An 18,710-nucleotide genomic window follows, 5' to 3' on the forward strand; every position below is an offset into this window, starting at 1 on the left:
CAAAAAAGTGAGTTACAATAGAATAAAGAAACGGAATGTATAGTCATGAAATTGAAAAGCTATAGGGGTATAAGAAAATGAAAAATAAGCTTCATGAACTCAATAAACAAAAAAAACCGTTATTCGTCACTGTGTATGACCAATTGTATAAATTAATCATGGATGGAACCTTCCCACCGGACAGTCAACTGCCAACAGAACCCGAATTGGCCAAAATATTTGGTGTAAGCAGAATGACATTACGGCATGCTTTAGCACTTTTGCAGGAAGATGGATTGGTGAAAAATATCCATGGAAAAGGAAATTTCATTACATACTTTCACCATAATGAAAGTATGGACGGCTTGGAAAAGTTAGGGAATCCCTTATATAAATGCTATACCAAAACAATAGATGATATCGAACTTACTTTCCGAATTGATCTAGTAACAGACTATGCTATGCAAGTACTAAATCAAGAAATGACTGCAGTGGTTGCATTGGAACGCTGGTATAAAAGCAACGATAAGATCGTAGCTTTTGCTTTTACGATGATGCCAATAGAAGCTGTTTCCAAGTTAAATCTTGACTTACAAAACGAAAAACAACTATTGGAAATGTTAGAGGAGAAAATATATGAACTAGCTAATTCCTCTACCATTGAAATTAAACGTTCTCATTCCGTCAATACTCCATCATCATTAAAATATCAACTTTTCCACGGAGAGGAATGTGATTTGATTTTAGAAAGTATATATATTAGCGATAAATATCCCGTGATTTATAATAAATATTATATACCGGTAGAATTTAGCCAGATTAGGATTAAAACATCTAAGTAACCGGATGAAAAAACGCATTTGCCCATCTAAAAACCCTTTTCTTTTTAGACGGGCAAGAGCATCTGACCATGCATAGGAGCGGTCAGGGCCTTTTCCTGCCACGGGCAATGGTTAAAACAAAGGGAGACAACGAGTGCAGGATACTTTTTCTCCATAGCAGCGACTTATAAAGAAAAGCGGAGCCGACTGGCTTAGGAGGCAGAGCTAGACAAAGATGCCAAAAAAAAAAATAAATAAATAAATAAATAAATAAATTGAAAGAGCAAGTTTTGAAAAAAAATTGATCAAAACTTGCTCTTCAACATTCAAACTCTACAGAAGCTAAAAAATACTTGTTAAGTTGCTGACAACTCTTTGATACATTCTTCTCTAACTTTCCATAAACGATCCAAATCGAATTTTTGATCTAATTTATTTTTTTCTAGCCAGATTGGTATGTAAGAACAATGAAAATCAGTTTTGAAATCTCCAATCTGATAAGGTTCTATTTGTTGTTCTATTAAAAATTCTTCAATAGGCTCCCCATTCACATTAATTCTAGTGAAATCAAATCTTTCATTTTTATACTTTAAATAACAATGTGCTTCTGGGATAGAGTTTAAGCCGTGCATTCTCAACACATTTCCAACACCTGGTGTGTTATTTTCGTTCATTTCATAAATTCCTGTAATTAATTTTATTTCTTCCACCCCTTGTTCTTTACATAACGCAGAAAGTAAAGCATGTTTCGTACTACAAGTTCCCTTTCCTTCGCTCATTACTAATTCATAATCGGACCGATTAGAATTCCTCCCATAGGGCAATTCGCCAACAAACTTTAACGCTGCATAAAAATTATATATCCTTAATTTAATAAAGCATTCCGACACCTTACCACGTTCTTTAATAATAAAATTCGGCAATGAATAATTATTCATATATGCCCTCCATTTCCTTTTATCAAAATTCTTTTCTATTAACATCAACAAATCCCCTTTTTTCAATGGTCCTGCTTCTTTCATTCAATAATGAAAAATACTTCTCAAACTCTCACATCAAAGCAAAAGAATACATTTTGAAAAGATTACTCAAAATGTATTCTCTTATTCGAAATCTGAATTTAGTTTTAAAAAAGGGGGCCTTGATTAAAAATTACCCCTCAAATCTCGGCTGCGCAAAACCCATTCTACACATTGACCAATTCAACGTTGTTTTTTGAATTTCATCAAAAATATCCCACAAGTTATTTACTAAACGTAATTCAACATTACGCTTAAATAGCTCTTCAAATAAATCAACTACTTCCAATTTGGCAATTGGAATTTGCGATGTTTCACTTACATAATAACCAGCGTTCTCATCTTGCAGTGTGAACTGCTTTGTATCAAATTCATACAAGTATAATTTCGTATTTCTCATCGTTTCAAACCATCTGTTTTCTATAACGACTACATGTGAACATGACTTTGATGATATATATGTTTGCTTGTCGATTTCAGATGTATTTGGGCCAACATGGTAGCAAACACGCGGACAATTTCTAGGCGTTAAAAAATTAGGTAAGCATTGATCATTTATTGCCCATACAAGCCCTTTTGTTGGATCTAGGTCCCCTCGAGTAGGTATTCGGGGATGAAACACTTGAATATGATTCTCCTCACTTGCATGGAATATCCGCATACACTTCCCTCCTTACATTGCTTCATCACTCGCATTCTTCTTTTCGCCGTACACCCTCTTTTCTATATTGGTCGTAACGTTACATTTATTGTGCACACTCATATTTTTTTATAACACGTAAATAGTGTCCTATCTTTTTTAATATAAAATCAAGCCAGATATCCTCAATTGGATTTCTGGCTTTTCTAATACCTAAAAAATATAAATCTGTACTTATTTAAAACATTAAGGATAGCACCATATCGCCATCAAGTTAAGAAAAATGAGATACCTCCAAACCGAAAAAAAAGGGAGTATCTCATTTTCATATATCCAAATCAAATTCTTTGTTCATACAACGAAACTTATATCTCAACGATTTCATGCTCTAAGATACAATTATAGTAGAATTTGCACCTGAATCTTTCAGTATGTGTTAACCTCTATATATTTCAAATAGCCTTGATGACTATTTGCGATTGAGGTATATATAACAACTGAGCACTTAAAGTAGATGTTATATTTGAAAATGGATACATACCTTGATAAAGAAAATCACCATATACAATTTCATTAATTTGAAAAGGTGTATATCGTTTTTTGAGTATTTGTTGAGAAATTTTATTTGTACAAGCAGCAACCATATCAAAATTTCTTTTTAGCACTATTTCTTGCACTACGTGTGAAAGAAGGGTAGTGACTACACCGTTCCCCATCCACTCTGGGTGACAAGCTCCCATATCTAGGTAAACTAAATTTTCTTGATCTAGCTGGGAGAATTCTATTGAGTTTACTTCTAATGCATCTAATAATTGAAAAATTGGTTCTATTTGAGGACATACCTCGGCTGCTTTTTCTTTATCTATGAGTGGTTGATTGGCTTTTCTTACCAAGATAACGCCTATCATTTGGAAATTTTCCATTGCTACAAATGACATAGATTGAGAAGCGGCTTGACTTACCATTTCTTCACACATTTTATTAAAAGAAGCAAAAGGAATTTGTAAACCACTCACAAGGGGTTCACTATTTGCAAAAGATTGTGCAATTAGCGCAGCTGCATCTTTAATATGTTGAGTTCCTAGCATTTCTATATTCATCTATTCTTCCTCTTTTCATAAAATAGTAAATTAAGTATGTTTGTAAAGATATTAGTGATATTTCTTAATGAAAAATGAACTATATAAATCTATGTTAATTTTTCGAAATATAAGTCGCTTCTATCCATGGCCAGATGCTCTCGCCCGCCTAAAAAGAAAGGAGTTTTTTATGTCGATTTTTTAATTTGTATTTATATACATCCTGAATATTAAATCAATAATATATGAACTTATTAAATACAAGCATAGATATCATTCGTTACAGTAAGAACATGCTTTTTAATAAATGCTACAACCTCATCTAAACATTCAACTGTTGTATATGGAGAGATAGAAAAAAACTTAAGAGTAGAAATTGGATTACGTTCACTTCCATTTATAGCATTAACTAAACAAGAACGAGTTGTATCGCCTAAAAAGATCTGATCTCGATTTTTTCCTAGGTGATTAAATATTTCAATATTTAATTTGTTTGTTTCCTCTATACTTTCTTGCGTTGATTTTCCTGTTCTTTCTTCGTTCCAATTCTCTTCACCATCGCCATGCATATAGAAACGAAATGTCGTAATGGGACCATATGTGTAATCATTCGTTACTGCTACTTGAGGTAAAGCTTCTCTTAATTTCTTTCGAAATAAAAGATTTACTCGAACGTAATTTGCTAATAATTTTTGATAGCCTTCAATGCCAAATGCTAATAAATTTACATACATTGGAATAGCATTGCCAGACCGTGAACATTCTAGTGTATAACCTGTATGATAACTACCATATGATCTGTTACCAAGATAAGGTGTATCATTCTGTTCTATGTCCATAATGTGCAAATCATTATGATTTTTAACAATCCAAATACTTGTAGCATAAGGGGTTTGACCTAATTTATGAAAATCAAAGCATACACTATCAGCAAGATGCATGTATTGCATTTGTTCTTGTATTTGTTTTAAAGCATCTTTTACGGAAGGTTCAAACAATAATGGATTCTGTTCAAATTCATAATTATTAAAGAAACTATAGAAACCGCCCATTGCCGAATCAGCGTGAATATAAATAGAGTTTAATTTGTATTTATCTTCTATGAATTCAGCAACCTCTTTAATTTTCTTTATATTATCAATCGCAAATGTATCTGTTGTACCCATAGTAGCTAGAATATAAAGAGGGATGCCTCCTTTTTCGATAACTTCTATGATCTTTTTCTCTAAATCTTCTATATCTATAGAATTTGTATGAGGATCAGCTTTCACTTTAATTAAATTATTTGTGCCAATTCCTGTTGCCTCAGCCGATTTCAATAAACTATAATGTGCATTTTCAGAAGCAAAACAATACACATTTTGAGGAACACCTTGTTCTTTTGCTTGTGGAAAGCTTTTTGAAATAGCTAAGCGTAAGCTTGAAAATACGCAGCCCTGTCCTCCCCATGTTGTATAACCGCCACTATTATTTGGATCATAACCAATCAATTTCGAGAGCATAGACACAACTTTCACTTCTGCTTCTGCTGCTGCAGGACCATATACATCCCAAACGCCATTACCATTTAATAGTGCCATGGTCAATAAACCTAGTAATGATGGAATGCTCGGAAGAGGTACAGCATTAGATAAATAATATTTATTCGGATAAGGGTGTCCGTTCATAAATTGATTTAGTTCTTCAATGACATTAGGGATACCAATGCCTGTTTTAGGTATATAACTGCTATGAATTAATTCATTGTAGTATTCTACTGATTTTTCCTCAATATTTCCTAAGGTTGCCTGATTTTCATTTTTTAAATCACCAAGATTTCTAACTATTTTGTTTATGGATTCCAAAAATAGCTTTTGTGTTTTTTTATTACCATCATCGCTTGGGAATAATTCTAAAATATCTTTCATATCAGTTTATCTCCTTGTAGACAACTATTTTCGATTTCTTCATATAAAAATACTTAAATTACTTACAAGAGAATAAGGAGTTTAACAAAGTTAATAAGCGAATAAAAAGCAACGGCTTCGTTCTGTTTTTTGATCACCCTTCCAATTTCCATTATAAAATTCTACAAAAATGTAATTTCATAGAAGATTATATTTTTTATGGAATTTAAAGTAAAGGTAGAAATTTGTATTTTTTGTAAAAATATGTATTTTGAATTCAAAAGGATACAGTTAATAAATCACTATCAGCATATGAATGTATTGGATTTTATAAAATTTTATACCGTATTTATTAAAGTTGATAAATAATTAACGATAAATTCTAAATTAACAAACGAAGATGTTTTTATGTTAGATAAAAAAAGGAAAAAACGAACATATTTCTGTTCGTTTTTTCCTTTTTTATTATTCGTCAGCTGTAATAAGCATGGACGTGTTCCCATTCTTTTCGAGATGACATTCCCCCCAAGTACAGAGAGAATCTAGTATGGAATCTAAAGACGAACCGTAATCAGTTAAAGAATATTCTACTTTCGGTGGTACTTGGTTATATACTTTTCTTTGGATTACACCGTCTTCTTCTAGTTCGCGTAATTGTTGTGTTAACATTTTTTGTGTGATACCAGGCATTAAACGTTTTAACTCACTCGTTCTCTTTTTGCCTGTCTTTAAATGACAAAGGATAACAACTTTCCATTTTCCACCGATAACCTCTAAAGTTGCCTCCACAGGAATATTGTATTTCTTCATATGAAAATCTCCTTTGATAAATTTAGGTTTAAGTTTTTGAGCTAAATAACTTAAAGGTTACTTTTAAGTACCTATAGCACTTTAAAGTACGTACTTTTTATTGTGTTGAATATGTTTCATAATAACATACGTAAGAGCTAAATGAGTAGTACGGTACCAAAAGATTCCTATGTTACTTTTTGGTACCTATATTACTTAAAAGTGCGTTCTTCAGAAAAGAGATGAAATCATTCATAATAGCATTTATAGGAAATAATATATTTTTTCAGAAGATAAAAGGGCCTTTTTATCATACTATTATGATTGGATTTCTCGTATTAAGGAGGAGTTCAATTGAATTCATATACAGTATCTTCTTCAGGTGTTCAAACAAATAGAAGAAGTGTGTTTGCGTTATTAGCATTAGCAATTAGTGCATTCGGAATTGGTACAACTGAATTTATAAGTGTCGGTTTATTACCATCTATTTCGGAAGATTTACATGTTTCGGTTACAACAGCTGGTTTAACCGTTTCCTTATATGCGTTAGGGGTAGCTTTTGGAGCGCCTGTTTTAACGTCGTTAACAGCTAGTATGTCGCGAAAGACATTATTAATGTGGATTATGATTGTTTTTATTGTAGGTAATGGAATTGCGTCGGTCGCAACAAGTTTCACTGTGCTACTTATTGCGAGAGTTGTTTCTGCGTTTGCGCATGGCGTTTTTATGTCAATTGGTTCAACGATTGCGGCTGCACTCGTACCAGAGAATAAACGTGCTAGCGCGATTGCTTTTATGTTTACTGGTTTAACTGTTGCGACCATTACAGGTGTACCAATCGGAACATTTATTGGTCAACAATTCGGCTGGAGAGCGTCGTTTATGGCGATTGTGGTAATTGGAATCGTTGCCTTAATCGCAAACAGTATGTTAATTCCTTCTAATTTTAAAAAAGGCATGTCTGTATCATTTCGTGATCAATTCAAACTTATCACGAATGGAAGACTATTACTTGTTTTCATCATTACTGCATTAGGATATGGAGGAACATTCGTAACATTTACGTATTTATCTCCGTTATTACAAGAGGTAACAGGATTTAAAGCAAGTACCGTTACAATCATTTTATTAGTGTATGGAATTGCAATTGCGATTGGAAATATGATTGGTGGGAAGCTATCAAATCATAATCCAATTCGTGCATTATTTTATATGTTTTTCATTCAAGCAATTGTATTATTCGTACTGACATTTACAGCGCCATTTCAAGTAGCTGGGCTTATTACGATTATTCTTATGGGATTATTCGCATTTATGAATGTTCCGGGGCTACAAGTGTATGTCGTTATATTGGCTGAACGATTTGTACCGAGCGCTGTCGATATTGCTTCAGCAATTAATATTGCAGCATTTAACGCAGGAATTGCTCTTGGTGCTTATTTAGGTGGTATTGTAACGAACTCGTTAGGGTTAATTCATACAGCTTGGGTAGGCGGCATTATGGTAGTAGGCGCTGTTATTTTAACAGCTTGGAGTATGAAGTTAGAAAAAAGAGATCAAGTAAAATAAAGGAGAGAAAAGTATAATGAAAAATTTACAAAGTAAAACAGTATTGCATAATGGTGTAGAAATGCCTTGGTTCGGTTTAGGCGTATTTAAAGTAGAAGATGGACCAGAACTTGTAGAGGCTGTAAAGATAGCGATTAAAGAAGGATACCGTAGTATCGATACAGCTGCGATTTATGGAAATGAAAAAGCAGTGGGTGAAGGCATTCGTGCAGGTATAAAAGAAGCTGGGATTTCGAGAGAAGATTTATTTATCACTTCAAAAGTGTGGAACGCAGATCAAGGATATGAAACAACAATAGCTGCATATGAAGAGAGCTTAAAAAAATTAGAACTAGATTATTTAGATTTATATCTTGTTCACTGGCCTGTAGAAGGCAAATATAAAGATACGTGGAGAGCGTTAGAAACACTTTACAAAAATGGCCATGTGCGTGCGATTGGCGTAAGTAATTTCCAAATCCATCACTTGCAAGATGTACTGAAAGATGCAGAAATGAAACCGATGATTAACCAAGTGGAATATCACCCACGTTTAACACAAAAAGAACTACAAGCTTTCTGTAAAGAGCAAGGTATTCAAATGGAAGCATGGTCACCACTTATGCAAGGTCAATTATTAGATAACGAAACATTAAAAGAAATAGCTGATAAATATAGTAAAACAACAGCGCAAATTATTTTACGTTGGGATTTACAAAATGGAGTTGTAACAATTCCAAAATCAACGAAAGAGCATCGAATTATTGCAAATGCTGATATATTTAATTTTGAATTAACAAAAGAAGATATGGAAAAAATCGATGCATTAAACAAAAATCACCGTGTTGGTCCGGATCCTGATAACTTCGATTTCTAATGAAAATTAGTAAAAAGAGTGCAATTTTTGCACTCTTTTTTTGTGCAGAAAAATATTTTCTAATTACATACCACTTATTAGGCGTACCGCCCCACATTACTATCAAGCCAACAAAATAACGTTTTTAAAGTAGTGCTATGATTTTAAACTACGGGAGAGTTCTGTAAATATAACCCCTAGAGCGTAGGCACCAGCATCCGGATACCCTAAGCTTCTTTCACCAACTGTACCAGCGCGGCCCATTCGAGCAACGATTTCTTTTGTATATTCCGCTCCCTTAACAGCAGCCGCTGCCCCTTTTTCAAAAGCAGTCTTAAAGTCCACGCCAGCTATAGCACTTTCTGACCAAGAATTTACACAAGGCACAAGCGCATCCACAAGCGTTTTATCACCTACTTCTGCTCCTCTTCCGAAAGATCGCTCACCAATGGACTGTATACCTTTAAGTGAAGCCTGCAACATTTCAGCAAACTCTCCGACTGTTAATTCCATTTTTCCTTCTACAGCCTTACCTGCAGCTCGGAAAGCGCCGCCCCAAATTGGCCCAGAAGCCCCGCCGCAATGTTCCATAATAACCATAGAACACGCATCTAGAAATGTTCCTATATTGAAACGTTCTTGAGTTAAAACCGAACTCCACTCTCGTTTTAATTGCTTGAATCCTTTCGCGACACTCATTCCAAAATCGCCATCACCTGCATGGGTATCCAATTCGCAGAAAGGCACTTCGTTCTTGATAATGACTTCGCTCATTTTATCTACAAGATAAATCATATGATCTAATGTGATGACCTCATTCTTGATGATCGCATGTTCTTCCGCTGTTTCTGTCTCAAAGAAAACTGGTTTCTCTTCCTCGTGTCCCTCAATATCAACGTATTCTACACTCTCAATTGGTCCATCTACCTTAAATGCAGGTGTATTACACTGTTTCGATAGCAATGTTTTCAGCTCATCGTCGAGTTTCATTACTGTTAGAGAAATTCCGGCCATATCAATACTAGTCATGTAATTCCCAACAAACGTTCTATTTATTCGTATATTTCTGCCGCTTAACTCCCTAGTAACCGCATTGTTAAATAAATAAAGTTCTTGTAGCGGTGTACCACCAAAGCCGTTTACTAAAACAGCAATTTCAGCATCCTCATTACCATCTAACGCTAAATCCTTCACAAGTTCATTTGTCATGCGCAAAGCCAATTCGTCTGCAGTCGCAATTTTTTCCCGTTTTCTGCCTGGCTCTCCGTGAATACCAACTCCATATTCCATCTCATCTTCACCCAACTTGAAAGTAGGCGATCCACTAGCAGGAACTGTACAGGAAGTTAGTGCTAGACCAATTGTTCGAACATTTGCCGCTGCTTTTTCCGCTACAGCTTTGACCTGCATCAAATCCATACCTTCTTCTGCTGCTGCACCTGCTATTTTATGTACGAACACAACCCCTGCAACACCGCGACGTCCTACTGTATAAAGACTGTCTTCTACTGCAATGTCATCATCAACGCGGACATATTCTACTTGAATGCCATCCTCAGTAGCTAAGTGAGCTCCGTTTTTAAAATTCATGATATCTCCACTGTAATTCTTAATAATAAGCAGTGTACCTTTTTTGCTAGCTGTTGCTTTAATCGCCTGATATACCTGTATTTGCGAAGGAGAAGCAAACACATCCCCGCACACCGCAGCATCTAGCATCCCTTTCCCCACTAAGCCCGCATGTGCCGGTTCATGTCCACTACCGCCACCGCTGATTAACGTTACCTTATTCTCGTTCATTTCTTTTTTCTTCATTACCTTATACTTTTTCAAAAGCTCCAGTTCCGGATGAGCCATAACCATTCCATTGCACATCTCCATAACGAGAGTTTCAGGTTTATTTATAATTTTTTTCACTTGTACTCCTCCTCTATATATTTTGCTATTCTCTTAAATTGTTTATCTTATTCGTATACACACTTTCATAACTTTCTTCATTCATAGAGTATTGCCACTGTGATACATTCCCTTCTGAATTATGATATATTTGAAAGCGTATTATTACTAACTATATTAAAATGAAAGCGCTTTACGATAAACGGACAAATTTCACGATTTGTCTAAAGACGCCCTCTTTATTTATAGATAGGATGTTACTTATTAGAAAAGAATAAAGTTGTAGGGAGAATTCAAATGACCTCTTCTATCATTTCAAAAAAAATTATAGCCAACTCTCTAAAACAATTAATGGAAACGAAACCTTTTCATAAAATATCTGTGAGTGATATTATGTTACATTGTCAGATGCGCAGACAAACTTTTTATTATCACTTTAAAGATAAATTTGAATTGTTAGGTTGGATTTATAAAGAAGAAACGAAAGAAAATATTATAGACTTTCTTGATTATGAAAAATGGGAGAATATTTTTGACCTATTATTTAATTACTTTCATCAAAATCAGTGCTTCTACCGAAATGCATTTAGGGTAATCGAGCAAAATTCATTTAATTACTATCTATTCGAGCATACGAAAAACTTATACATCAAAATTATCGATGAGCTATTAATTGGCTGTAACTTAGCTATTTCTGAGATGAAGAAAGATACACTGGCCTCTTTTTATAGTCATGGATTTGTTGGGACAATAAAAAGCTGGATTGAAAACCATTGTGCTGTCGATCCAGCTATCATGTCTTCTATGATGAAAAATATGATAAACAATCAATTAGTACTTTTACTTAAGCAATCAGTAAACAAATGATAAGGTGGAAAAACAATGAAAAAAATCATGAATGATGTTCAAAATATTGTTCAGGATATGTTACACGGTTTTTATTTTGAACATCACGATAAAATATGTTATAACGCAAAACACAACATCATTTATCAGAAAGATCTTGCCAAGACCAAGCAAAATGTTGTGATCATAAGCGGCGGCGGCAGCGGGCATGAACCAGCTGATATTGGTTATGTAGGAAAAGGAATGCTTTCAGTTGCAGTCAATGGAGAAATTTTCACTCCTCCTACACCAGAACAAATATTAGCGGCAATTCGCTCTGTACCTAAAGATAAAAGTGTCCTATTAATTATTAAAAACTTTAAAGCTGACGTAGAAAGCTTTTTAACTGCTGAAGATTTGGCAAAAAAGGAAGGAAGACTTGTTGATCATGTAATTGTGAATGACGATGTTTCCATTGAAGATGATGCTTCTTTTAATAAAAGAAGACGAGGAGTGGCCGGGACGATTTTCGTTCATAAAATACTCGGAGCAGCGGCTCTCGAAAACTATTCATTACAACAATTAACAGACATTGGTCAATCTGTCATTCGTAATCTCCATACATTAGGAGTCGCCCTCTCTCCAGCAACCAACCCAATCCAAGGAAAAGTTTCTTTTACCTTGCAAGACAATGAAGTGTTTTACGGAGTCGGCATCCACGGAGAAAAAGGGTACCGTAAAGAGATATTATGTTCTTCTGAAAAACTGGCTATTGAGCTGATGAATAAACTCAAAAGTATTTACCGCTGGAAACAAGGAGACAAGTTTGCAATCCTAATTAACGGCTTAGGTGCTACCCCCTTAATGGAACAGTATATCTTCGCAAATGACATTCGTCGTTTATGTGAACTTGAAAGACTAGATATTCGATTTGTCAAAGTCGGAACTCATCTAACATCTTTAGACATGCAGGGTACGTCATTAAGTTTACTTAAACTAGAAGATCCACTTTGGGAAAAATGGTTAAAGGCACATGTTGAAGCGGCTAGCTGGTAGCTAAAATTAGCCTCAGGTGTGAACGTATGAACATACTTGGGGCTTTGTGTATTTCGCAAACATATTGATTACTTCAACAAATTAAGTAGTAGCCGTCCTTCTTTAAATCCTATCTAACTTCCATATACTTGTAGTAGCTATGTAGGATATTTCCTAGAGCTCCACTCTAACGGTTCCTTTCCACTTTCAAGTTCACAGAATATTATGACTTAACATAATTATCACCTTTTTCCTTGATTTTTATAATCTCTGTCCTCTAGTATAAATATATAAATCTAATTATTCCCATTTTTTGAAATGAATGATAGATAATTAGATTTATGTAATAAAGTTTATAAACAATCAGGAGGGGTATTTGTGTTTTCAAAATGGAAAAAAGGATTAGTAGCTACTTTATTTGCACTCACAACATTTTCGACAGTAGCATCTGCTGAAGAACTGCCTGCAGATCAACAAAAATGGCAGAATTGGGTTCGTGAACATGCAGTTAAATTACAAGAACCAACTGCTAGTTCAAATGAGGATTTATCATTTTTAAAACAAACCTTACAGGGCAAACGTATTGTTTCACTAGGTGAGTCTACTCATGGTTCAACAGAAATGAATCAATCTAAGGTTCGTATCATTAAGTATTTGCATGAAGAAATGGGTTATGATGTGATTGCATTTGAATCAAACTTTGCGGAAGCGAATACTGTGTACCAAAATATAGATGCTTTAACAGCTGAACAAGCCATGAAGAAAGCTATTTATAACCAGTGGTTTACAGAAGATGTGGAAGAATTATTTCAATACATAAAAGAACAAAAGGAAAAAGGAACACCTCTTATTTTAACAGGATTTGATATACAAATACCTTGGAATGCCAATACTGCTACATTTGCAACATATGCAAATGAATGGATTGGAAAATTGGATCCTGAAGTAGCTAAATTACTTGTAGAAACAGAAAGAGAAATCGTGAAATACCATTTTGTCTCTTCTTATAAGGAATTTGAAGACATGCAGGCACCCCTTTTGGACAAATATGAAAAAATAAAAGAGTTTATCCAACAACATAAAAATGAATTGCAACAAGTAGCACCTAAAGCATCTTATGATGTAAATCTTCTAGAAAAGTCAATCAAGATTCGAATCGATGCGCTTAAAACATATATTCCAAGCGATGTGAAAGAATATCAGGAGATTAATATTCCACATGAAAAATATCCAGATGATTACTCATTTTACACTCGAGATCAAAGGATGGCACAGAATTTAGCATGGTTAAGCGAAATGCAATTTAAGAATAAAAAAATGATTGTATGGGGACACAATTATCATATCAGAAAACAAAATTCTAAAATGATTCAAACCGTATTACCATTTCCAAATATGATGGATATGATACCACAGTATTTAAAAAACCAAATGTATACAGTTGGTATATTTGCATATAGTGGTAGTAGTTTGCTAGCAGATAATAAAACGATTGAAAATGTAAAGGAAAAACATCAAACAAATAGTGTTGAAGAAATTTTGAAAGCTGCACAACATCCGCAAGTATTTGTAAATTTAAAAGGTGAGGAAAATCGTCCTGAAACCTCTTGGATGTATATGCCTATTATCGGACAGTATTGGGGATCTTACGATGAAACCATGATTCCTAACCAACAATATGATGGAATTCTATGGCTAGATCATATTAGTCCTTCACGAATTAAGTAAAATAAAAAGCGCGCCAATACAATAGATGGTGCGCTTTTTGTTTTATAGTTCCTTAAGAGATATATTATTCTTTATAAAGGATATTTTATAAAGTGATTAAAGTTATACATATTCTGCTGAATGGGAACAAGAGAAGACACCTTATGTAATTGTCTAAGAGTCTTATGTATCATACAAACTAATTAGAACTATTCCTTTTCTCTTCATCTTAAAAAAATAATGATAAAAAGGATTTGATTTATTCCTTCTTATGATGAACATCCCTCAATGACTTTTGTATTCATTTCATTTATTTTTTGGAAAATAGCTGATCGAACAATACATTTGGAACTGTTTTTTTGATCAACAATTCGGAAAGTTCAGCATTGACATCATGCAAGGTTACATAAGCAAAAAAATCTTCTGTTGTATCCAACAATGAAAATATATTTTTAAGTCTATTCACCACGTTGATTCCTATTAATATTAGATGTTCTGCAAAAAAGGATTTATGAAATGCTATCTTTCTTTGAACATCAAGTATTGGATGCTCCGTATTTATACAATAGTATGCGTTTGTGATTTCTTCTAATTGCGGAGTGATTAATTCACTAAAAAAGGTAAACGGAAATGCTGAATCATGGTACCGAACTCCATATAAGCTATTAAGCTCTTCTTCTGATTCATCAGGATACCACTTATCAATTATCTTTCGGTATTCCGATTCTGTATTTATTGATATACCACAATAGCCGCCCTCAGTATCAACGTACAATGCGAGTACAAATACATCTTTATTATTTTCGGAACGAGAAAATTTTTCTATGACATTAGAACATGCTTCAAAAAATAAATCTTCAACATACTTAAAATCCGCTAAAAATATATCTTTTTCATTTGATATATCTTCAAAATATTCCATGGTTTTTTCAGGAGTATAAACAATAAAACCTTTTTGAGTTGACTTCCAATCTCCATTAATTACTTGCTTAAGAAATGCGTTATAATCCATGGTTTTACCCCTTTTTTCATCTTTATGTATTATTTAAATATAATAAAAACAAGAAAATATATAAGACGTTTCTATCCCTATCAATGAGTATGAATAAATCTCCTCTATAGTAACTGCTACCTTTCTTAAATCTTTTTTATCCGACATATAGTAAACCCTGCAAATAAAAAAGCAGTAACAATCACCTTATTATCTATTAATTCAATTTTAATGTATTCTGGATCGTCAATATCAAATAGCTCCACGTAATCACATTCTACATTCCCATATTCTTTTGTAAAATAACCACTAAAACTACTTATAAACTTTTCTTTATGTAACCTCCTTTTATATTATAGCTCGCAAGCTACTGTAAGTAATAATATGAGATGATATTCACTTCACATATAACTACCACCTCATTTAAAAACCTCTAGTGTACAATTCTTCATAAAACGAGGTATCCCTTGTCTTCAAACCTTAAAGCTACCCTACTATATCTAACATTAAGAATATATCTCATTATTGTTTAATGATATAATTATAGAAATACAATGATTATGGATGGATGATTGAAATGAAAGAGCACAAAAAGAAACGACGCAGAAAGAGACCACGTAACCGGAGAACATTTAGACAATTTTTGTCTCAATGTTGGGTGAATATCAAAAAATTTTTTAAAGCATTATTTTTTTTATTGCTTTTATTTACATTTTTCGGAGTCTGTTGTTACATAGTGGCTGCAATATCGAATCGAGAATTTACAGTGTATCTTGCTTTAGCCTTTGTAATCAGCTTTATCTTGTCCTATATTCTGGGACATATTATAAGTAAAAAGAAGGATTTAGATTTTTCCGGTGGAGGTGCTGAAGATGCTATTATAGTTATACTTTTCATATTAATTGGCGGAATATATTTGGGAGTGAAATATATTATTCATAAAATAACCGGAAATGAAAAAGTTAAACCCTTCTAAAAAGAACTCTATGTTAATCAAGCTACTTTACGATATCATTTTTGTATTTCTTTTTCCCTCTCAATGCTTGATAGATGTAACGTGCTATCCGTTGAAAGTAGGATTCCCTATACGCTCATGAAAACAAGACATTTCAGCCATACACGACCAACATTCATTCCCTCCCTACCACCTGGACTATGCTCTGCAAATGCTTGAGGAAGGGGGCTTCTGTTGGGATAGTGTTAAAATAAATTCATATCATTTTACGGAGGAATCACTCAAATGAATAAAAACGTAACTAGAGTAGCTATTCTACTAACTTCTCTCATTGGCGTTACCGCTTTATTTCTTTACTTCACATGGAATGGTACTCCATGGAAAAAACAAACCGCCATTTCTGAATCAGAAAAGTATATTGTGAAATACTTCGATTTAGATGCGAAAGTCAAAGGCACTTCTTACAATCATAAAATGGATAGTTATGAGATCTCATTTGAAACAAATGAAGGTAAGGATTTTATTATCGAATATAAAGGACCGAACCGCTTTGACATTTCTCCAGGAGTTCAGGAGTACTTAAGTCAACACTCTAAAATTACAAAGTAATAAGGCTAAAACAAAGAAGTAAAAAAGAGCTAGCGTCATGCTAACTCTTTTTTACTTCTTTTGGTCACGCTGCTATATCTCCGTTCTCAATATTTTTAATCCCAATAGCTGCAAGCGATGTATTTCATACAAAATACATCGCTTTTTTTGTAACAAAACAGACAAATTCCGAAAGAAAGATAGGTTGTGAGCAAAGAAAAGGTATGGTATCCTTTTCATTGTTAAGATGTATACAAGTTTTTAGACAACTATACAATATTGTATATCGCAAAGAGTTATTATGCACGATCATGAAAGCGGAATCAAAGTATAAGATATTTTTCATTATTCATGCAAATGCTTCCTTGTAAACATCATAAGAACAAAGTGTGGTATCCTTTTCACTTTTTAGATGTATACAAGTTTTAGACAACTATACGATATTGTAATAGATTATTATGCATGTTCATGAAAGCGGAATCAAATTTTAAAATGTTTCCAGTCATTCGTGCAAACGTTTCCTTTTCAAACGTTATAAAAAGGAAAAAACGAAAATGGGTACAACTGTGCACAAGGAAATCCCTTATATGAAACAAATGGCTTAGAAATTACTGAAGCCATTCGATCAATTGGTAGTTAGACAATCATGATTCAGGAAGACCATTCCTTGAATCACAAAAGGAGAGGAATATCGCTATGTCTACAATAAATGCAGATGTAAGCATGAAGAAAACTCAGGAGTATAGCGCTAAGAAAGCAGTACCTGTTACCTTACTGTTATTTCTATTATGTTTGGTAATTGATAATTCGTTTAAGATTATTTCTGTTGATATGGCAAAGGATTTTCACATTTCAGCGACAACAGTTAGCTGGCAAGCAACATTAGCTGGTCTTGTAATTGGAATTGGCGCAGTCGTTTACGCAGCTTTAGCGGATTCTATTAGTTTTAGAAAACTTTTTAGCGCTGGGATTATTTTAATCTGTGCTGGTTCCATCATGGGATATGTTTTTCAACACTCGTTTTTACTAGTTGTTATCTCACGAATTATTCAAACTGCCGGTTTAGCATCAGCTGAAACGTTATATGTAATATTTGTCACAAAGCATTTACCTGCAGATGAACAAAAGAAATTTTTAGGATTAAGTACAAGTAGTTTTGCTCTTTCACAGCTTATCGGTGCATTAACTGGTGGTTATGTTTCAACATATTTCCATTGGACAACTTTATTTTTACTTTCTTTAGTAACACTTTTCACTCTTCCTTTTATTTTGAAATATATTCCTAAGGAAGAAACGGAAAACAGTCATGTAGATATATTAGGATTATTTCTAGTTGGAGCCATTTCAGCGTCCCTACTACTATATATTACAGATTTCAATTGGCTTTACCTAATCTTGTTTATTGTTGCAATTGCCTTGTTCCTTACTTATATCAGTAAGAACTCAAAAGCTTTTATCGGAATCTCATTCTTCCAAAATAAGCAGTTTATCTCATTACTTGGCGTTGCGTTTATCATTTACTCTGTACAGCTAGCATATATTTTCCTATTTCCATTCTTACTTGAAAAGATTTATGGCTTGCAGTTAGATACAATTTCACTATTATTAATTCCAGGCTATATAGCGGCAACTATCGTCGGAGCTCTTTCCGGAAAAGTTGCAAAGGTTATGGGAAGCAAACAATGTATTACACTCGCTATGTGCAGCATTATGTTAAGCTTACTATTAGGCGGATTCTTTATAAAAACTTCCGTTGTTGTATTCGTAATATCTATGGTTCTATTCTCTAGTTCATTTGCATTCATGTATGCACCATTACTTGACTCTTGCATTTGTACAATTGATAAAGAAAAAACAGGAACAGCAATCGGCTTTTATAACTTAACACTGAATGTTGCGATGTCAATCGGAATTGCTTACACAGCGGCGATGATGGACCATTCCGCAATGAAGAAAAATTTCCTAGGAATGGTAAACAATGCGGATGTTGCCATGTTTAGTAACATCCTATTCATTCTCGTACTAATTGCTCTATTCAGTTTATCTCTATACTGGGTATTAGTAGGACGAAAAGTGAAAAAGTAGGTTTATATACA

16 protein-coding genes are annotated in these 18,710 nt (G+C 33.7%); 9 read left to right on the forward strand and 7 right to left on the reverse strand.

The window, feature by feature from the left end; genetic code table 11:
• Positions 1-77 precede the first annotated feature (77 nt).
• Entirely contained in the window at positions 78-821 is a 744-nt protein-coding gene (locus ACIGHG_RS02740) for a GntR family transcriptional regulator (RefSeq protein ID WP_336472274.1), read from the forward strand.
• A gap of 335 nt (positions 822-1,156) precedes the next feature.
• On the opposite strand, the gene ACIGHG_RS02745 is transcribed toward ACIGHG_RS02740, so the two are convergent.
• The 5 genes from ACIGHG_RS02745 to ACIGHG_RS02765 all read right to left on the reverse strand — a co-directional run bounded on the left by ACIGHG_RS02745 (position 1,157) and on the right by ACIGHG_RS02765 (position 6,234).
• A complete protein-coding gene (locus ACIGHG_RS02745) occupies positions 1,157-1,822 on the reverse strand; it encodes a hypothetical protein (protein ID WP_396547048.1) in 666 nt (221 codons plus the stop codon).
• A 130-nt stretch (positions 1,823-1,952) separates the two neighbouring features.
• The gene (locus ACIGHG_RS02750) at positions 1,953-2,480 is read right to left on the reverse strand and encodes a DUF6886 family protein (RefSeq protein WP_396547049.1); all 528 of its coding nucleotides are present in this window, start codon (positions 2,478-2,480) and stop codon (positions 1,953-1,955) included.
• A gap of 431 nt (positions 2,481-2,911) precedes the next feature.
• Positions 2,912-3,559 (reverse strand): hypothetical protein, encoded by a 648-nt coding sequence (locus tag ACIGHG_RS02755; protein WP_396547051.1) that lies wholly within the window; start codon positions 3,557-3,559, stop codon positions 2,912-2,914.
• Between the two features lie 233 nt (positions 3,560-3,792).
• The gene (locus tag ACIGHG_RS02760; protein ID WP_396547053.1) at positions 3,793-5,445 is read right to left on the reverse strand and encodes a pyridoxal phosphate-dependent decarboxylase family protein; all 1,653 of its coding nucleotides are present in this window, start codon (positions 5,443-5,445) and stop codon (positions 3,793-3,795) included.
• A 444-nt stretch (positions 5,446-5,889) separates the two neighbouring features.
• Complete coding sequence (locus tag ACIGHG_RS02765) at positions 5,890-6,234, reverse strand: winged helix-turn-helix transcriptional regulator (RefSeq protein ID WP_336472278.1); 345 nt, start codon at positions 6,232-6,234, stop codon at positions 5,890-5,892.
• A 333-nt stretch (positions 6,235-6,567) separates the two neighbouring features.
• Here ACIGHG_RS02765 and ACIGHG_RS02770 point away from each other — a divergent pair, with 333 nt between their 5' ends.
• Both ACIGHG_RS02770 and ACIGHG_RS02775 read left to right on the forward strand, forming a co-directional pair.
• Positions 6,568-7,782: an MFS transporter gene (locus ACIGHG_RS02770; RefSeq protein WP_396547055.1), complete on the forward strand. Its 1,215-nt coding sequence runs from the start codon at positions 6,568-6,570 to the stop codon at positions 7,780-7,782.
• A gap of 16 nt (positions 7,783-7,798) precedes the next feature.
• Positions 7,799-8,638, forward strand: a complete 840-nt coding sequence (locus ACIGHG_RS02775; RefSeq protein WP_396547057.1) for an aldo/keto reductase — start codon at positions 7,799-7,801, stop codon at positions 8,636-8,638.
• A 135-nt stretch (positions 8,639-8,773) separates the two neighbouring features.
• On the opposite strand, the gene dhaK is transcribed toward ACIGHG_RS02775, so the two are convergent.
• Positions 8,774-10,534 (reverse strand): dihydroxyacetone kinase subunit DhaK, encoded by a 1,761-nt coding sequence (gene dhaK / locus ACIGHG_RS02780; protein ID WP_396547059.1) that lies wholly within the window; start codon positions 10,532-10,534, stop codon positions 8,774-8,776.
• A gap of 276 nt (positions 10,535-10,810) precedes the next feature.
• On the opposite strand from dhaK, the gene dhaS reads away from it, so the two are divergent.
• The 3 genes from dhaS (at position 10,811) to ACIGHG_RS02795 (ending at position 14,101) form a co-directional block, all read left to right on the forward strand.
• Entirely contained in the window at positions 10,811-11,380 is a 570-nt protein-coding gene (dhaS, locus tag ACIGHG_RS02785; protein WP_336472281.1) for a dihydroxyacetone kinase transcriptional activator DhaS, read from the forward strand.
• Positions 11,381-11,395: 15 nt separating this feature from the next.
• A complete protein-coding gene (dhaQ, locus tag ACIGHG_RS02790) occupies positions 11,396-12,394 on the forward strand; it encodes a DhaKLM operon coactivator DhaQ (protein WP_396547061.1) in 999 nt (332 codons plus the stop codon).
• 357 nt (positions 12,395-12,751) lie between these two features.
• Positions 12,752-14,101, forward strand: a complete 1,350-nt coding sequence (locus ACIGHG_RS02795) for an erythromycin esterase family protein (protein ID WP_396547063.1) — start codon at positions 12,752-12,754, stop codon at positions 14,099-14,101.
• Between the two features lie 289 nt (positions 14,102-14,390).
• Here the strand turns inward: ACIGHG_RS02795 and ACIGHG_RS02800 are convergent, their stop codons facing one another.
• Complete coding sequence (locus ACIGHG_RS02800; RefSeq protein WP_336472284.1) at positions 14,391-15,092, reverse strand: hypothetical protein; 702 nt, start codon at positions 15,090-15,092, stop codon at positions 14,391-14,393.
• A 556-nt stretch (positions 15,093-15,648) separates the two neighbouring features.
• Here ACIGHG_RS02800 and ACIGHG_RS02805 point away from each other — a divergent pair.
• The 3 genes from ACIGHG_RS02805 (at position 15,649) to ACIGHG_RS02815 (ending at position 18,699) form a co-directional block, all read left to right on the forward strand.
• The gene (locus tag ACIGHG_RS02805; RefSeq protein ID WP_336472285.1) at positions 15,649-16,047 is read left to right on the forward strand and encodes a permease; all 399 of its coding nucleotides are present in this window, start codon (positions 15,649-15,651) and stop codon (positions 16,045-16,047) included.
• Between the two features lie 264 nt (positions 16,048-16,311).
• Positions 16,312-16,635 carry a YfjL-like protein gene (locus tag ACIGHG_RS02810; RefSeq protein WP_336472286.1) on the forward strand — a complete coding sequence of 108 codons (324 nt, stop codon included), beginning with the start codon at positions 16,312-16,314 and terminating at the stop codon, positions 16,633-16,635.
• Positions 16,636-17,310: 675 nt separating this feature from the next.
• The gene (locus ACIGHG_RS02815) at positions 17,311-18,699 is read left to right on the forward strand and encodes an MFS transporter (RefSeq protein WP_396547065.1); all 1,389 of its coding nucleotides are present in this window, start codon (positions 17,311-17,313) and stop codon (positions 18,697-18,699) included.
• Positions 18,700-18,710: the final 11 nt, after the last annotated feature.

It is taken from the genome of Bacillus sp. NPDC077411, assembly GCF_044543425.1.
In the GTDB taxonomy this organism is placed as follows: Bacteria; Bacillota; Bacilli; order Bacillales; family Bacillaceae_G; genus Bacillus_A; species Bacillus_A bruguierae.

Bases quoted from the DNA above. Each gene is read 5' to 3' on its own strand.
- ACIGHG_RS02740 (WP_336472274.1), top strand. From the start codon at position 78: ATGAAAAATAAGCTTCATGAACTCAATAAACAAAAAAAACCGTTATTC.
- ACIGHG_RS02745 (WP_396547048.1), bottom strand. From the start codon at position 1,822: ATGAAAGAAGCAGGACCATTGAAAAAAGGGGATTTGTTGATGTTAATA.
- ACIGHG_RS02750 (WP_396547049.1), bottom strand. From the start codon at position 2,480: ATGCGGATATTCCATGCAAGTGAGGAGAATCATATTCAAGTGTTTCAT.
- ACIGHG_RS02755 (WP_396547051.1), bottom strand. From the start codon at position 3,559: ATGAATATAGAAATGCTAGGAACTCAACATATTAAAGATGCAGCTGCG.
- ACIGHG_RS02760 (WP_396547053.1), bottom strand. From the start codon at position 5,445: ATGAAAGATATTTTAGAATTATTCCCAAGCGATGATGGTAATAAAAAA.
- ACIGHG_RS02765 (WP_336472278.1), bottom strand. From the start codon at position 6,234: ATGAAGAAATACAATATTCCTGTGGAGGCAACTTTAGAGGTTATCGGT.
- ACIGHG_RS02775 (WP_396547057.1), top strand. From the start codon at position 7,799: ATGAAAAATTTACAAAGTAAAACAGTATTGCATAATGGTGTAGAAATG.
- dhaS (WP_336472281.1), top strand. From the start codon at position 10,811: ATGACCTCTTCTATCATTTCAAAAAAAATTATAGCCAACTCTCTAAAA.
- dhaQ (WP_396547061.1), top strand. From the start codon at position 11,396: ATGAAAAAAATCATGAATGATGTTCAAAATATTGTTCAGGATATGTTA.
- ACIGHG_RS02800 (WP_336472284.1), bottom strand. From the start codon at position 15,092: ATGGATTATAACGCATTTCTTAAGCAAGTAATTAATGGAGATTGGAAG.
- ACIGHG_RS02805 (WP_336472285.1), top strand. From the start codon at position 15,649: ATGAAAGAGCACAAAAAGAAACGACGCAGAAAGAGACCACGTAACCGG.
- ACIGHG_RS02810 (WP_336472286.1), top strand. From the start codon at position 16,312: ATGAATAAAAACGTAACTAGAGTAGCTATTCTACTAACTTCTCTCATT.
- ACIGHG_RS02815 (WP_396547065.1), top strand. From the start codon at position 17,311: ATGTCTACAATAAATGCAGATGTAAGCATGAAGAAAACTCAGGAGTAT.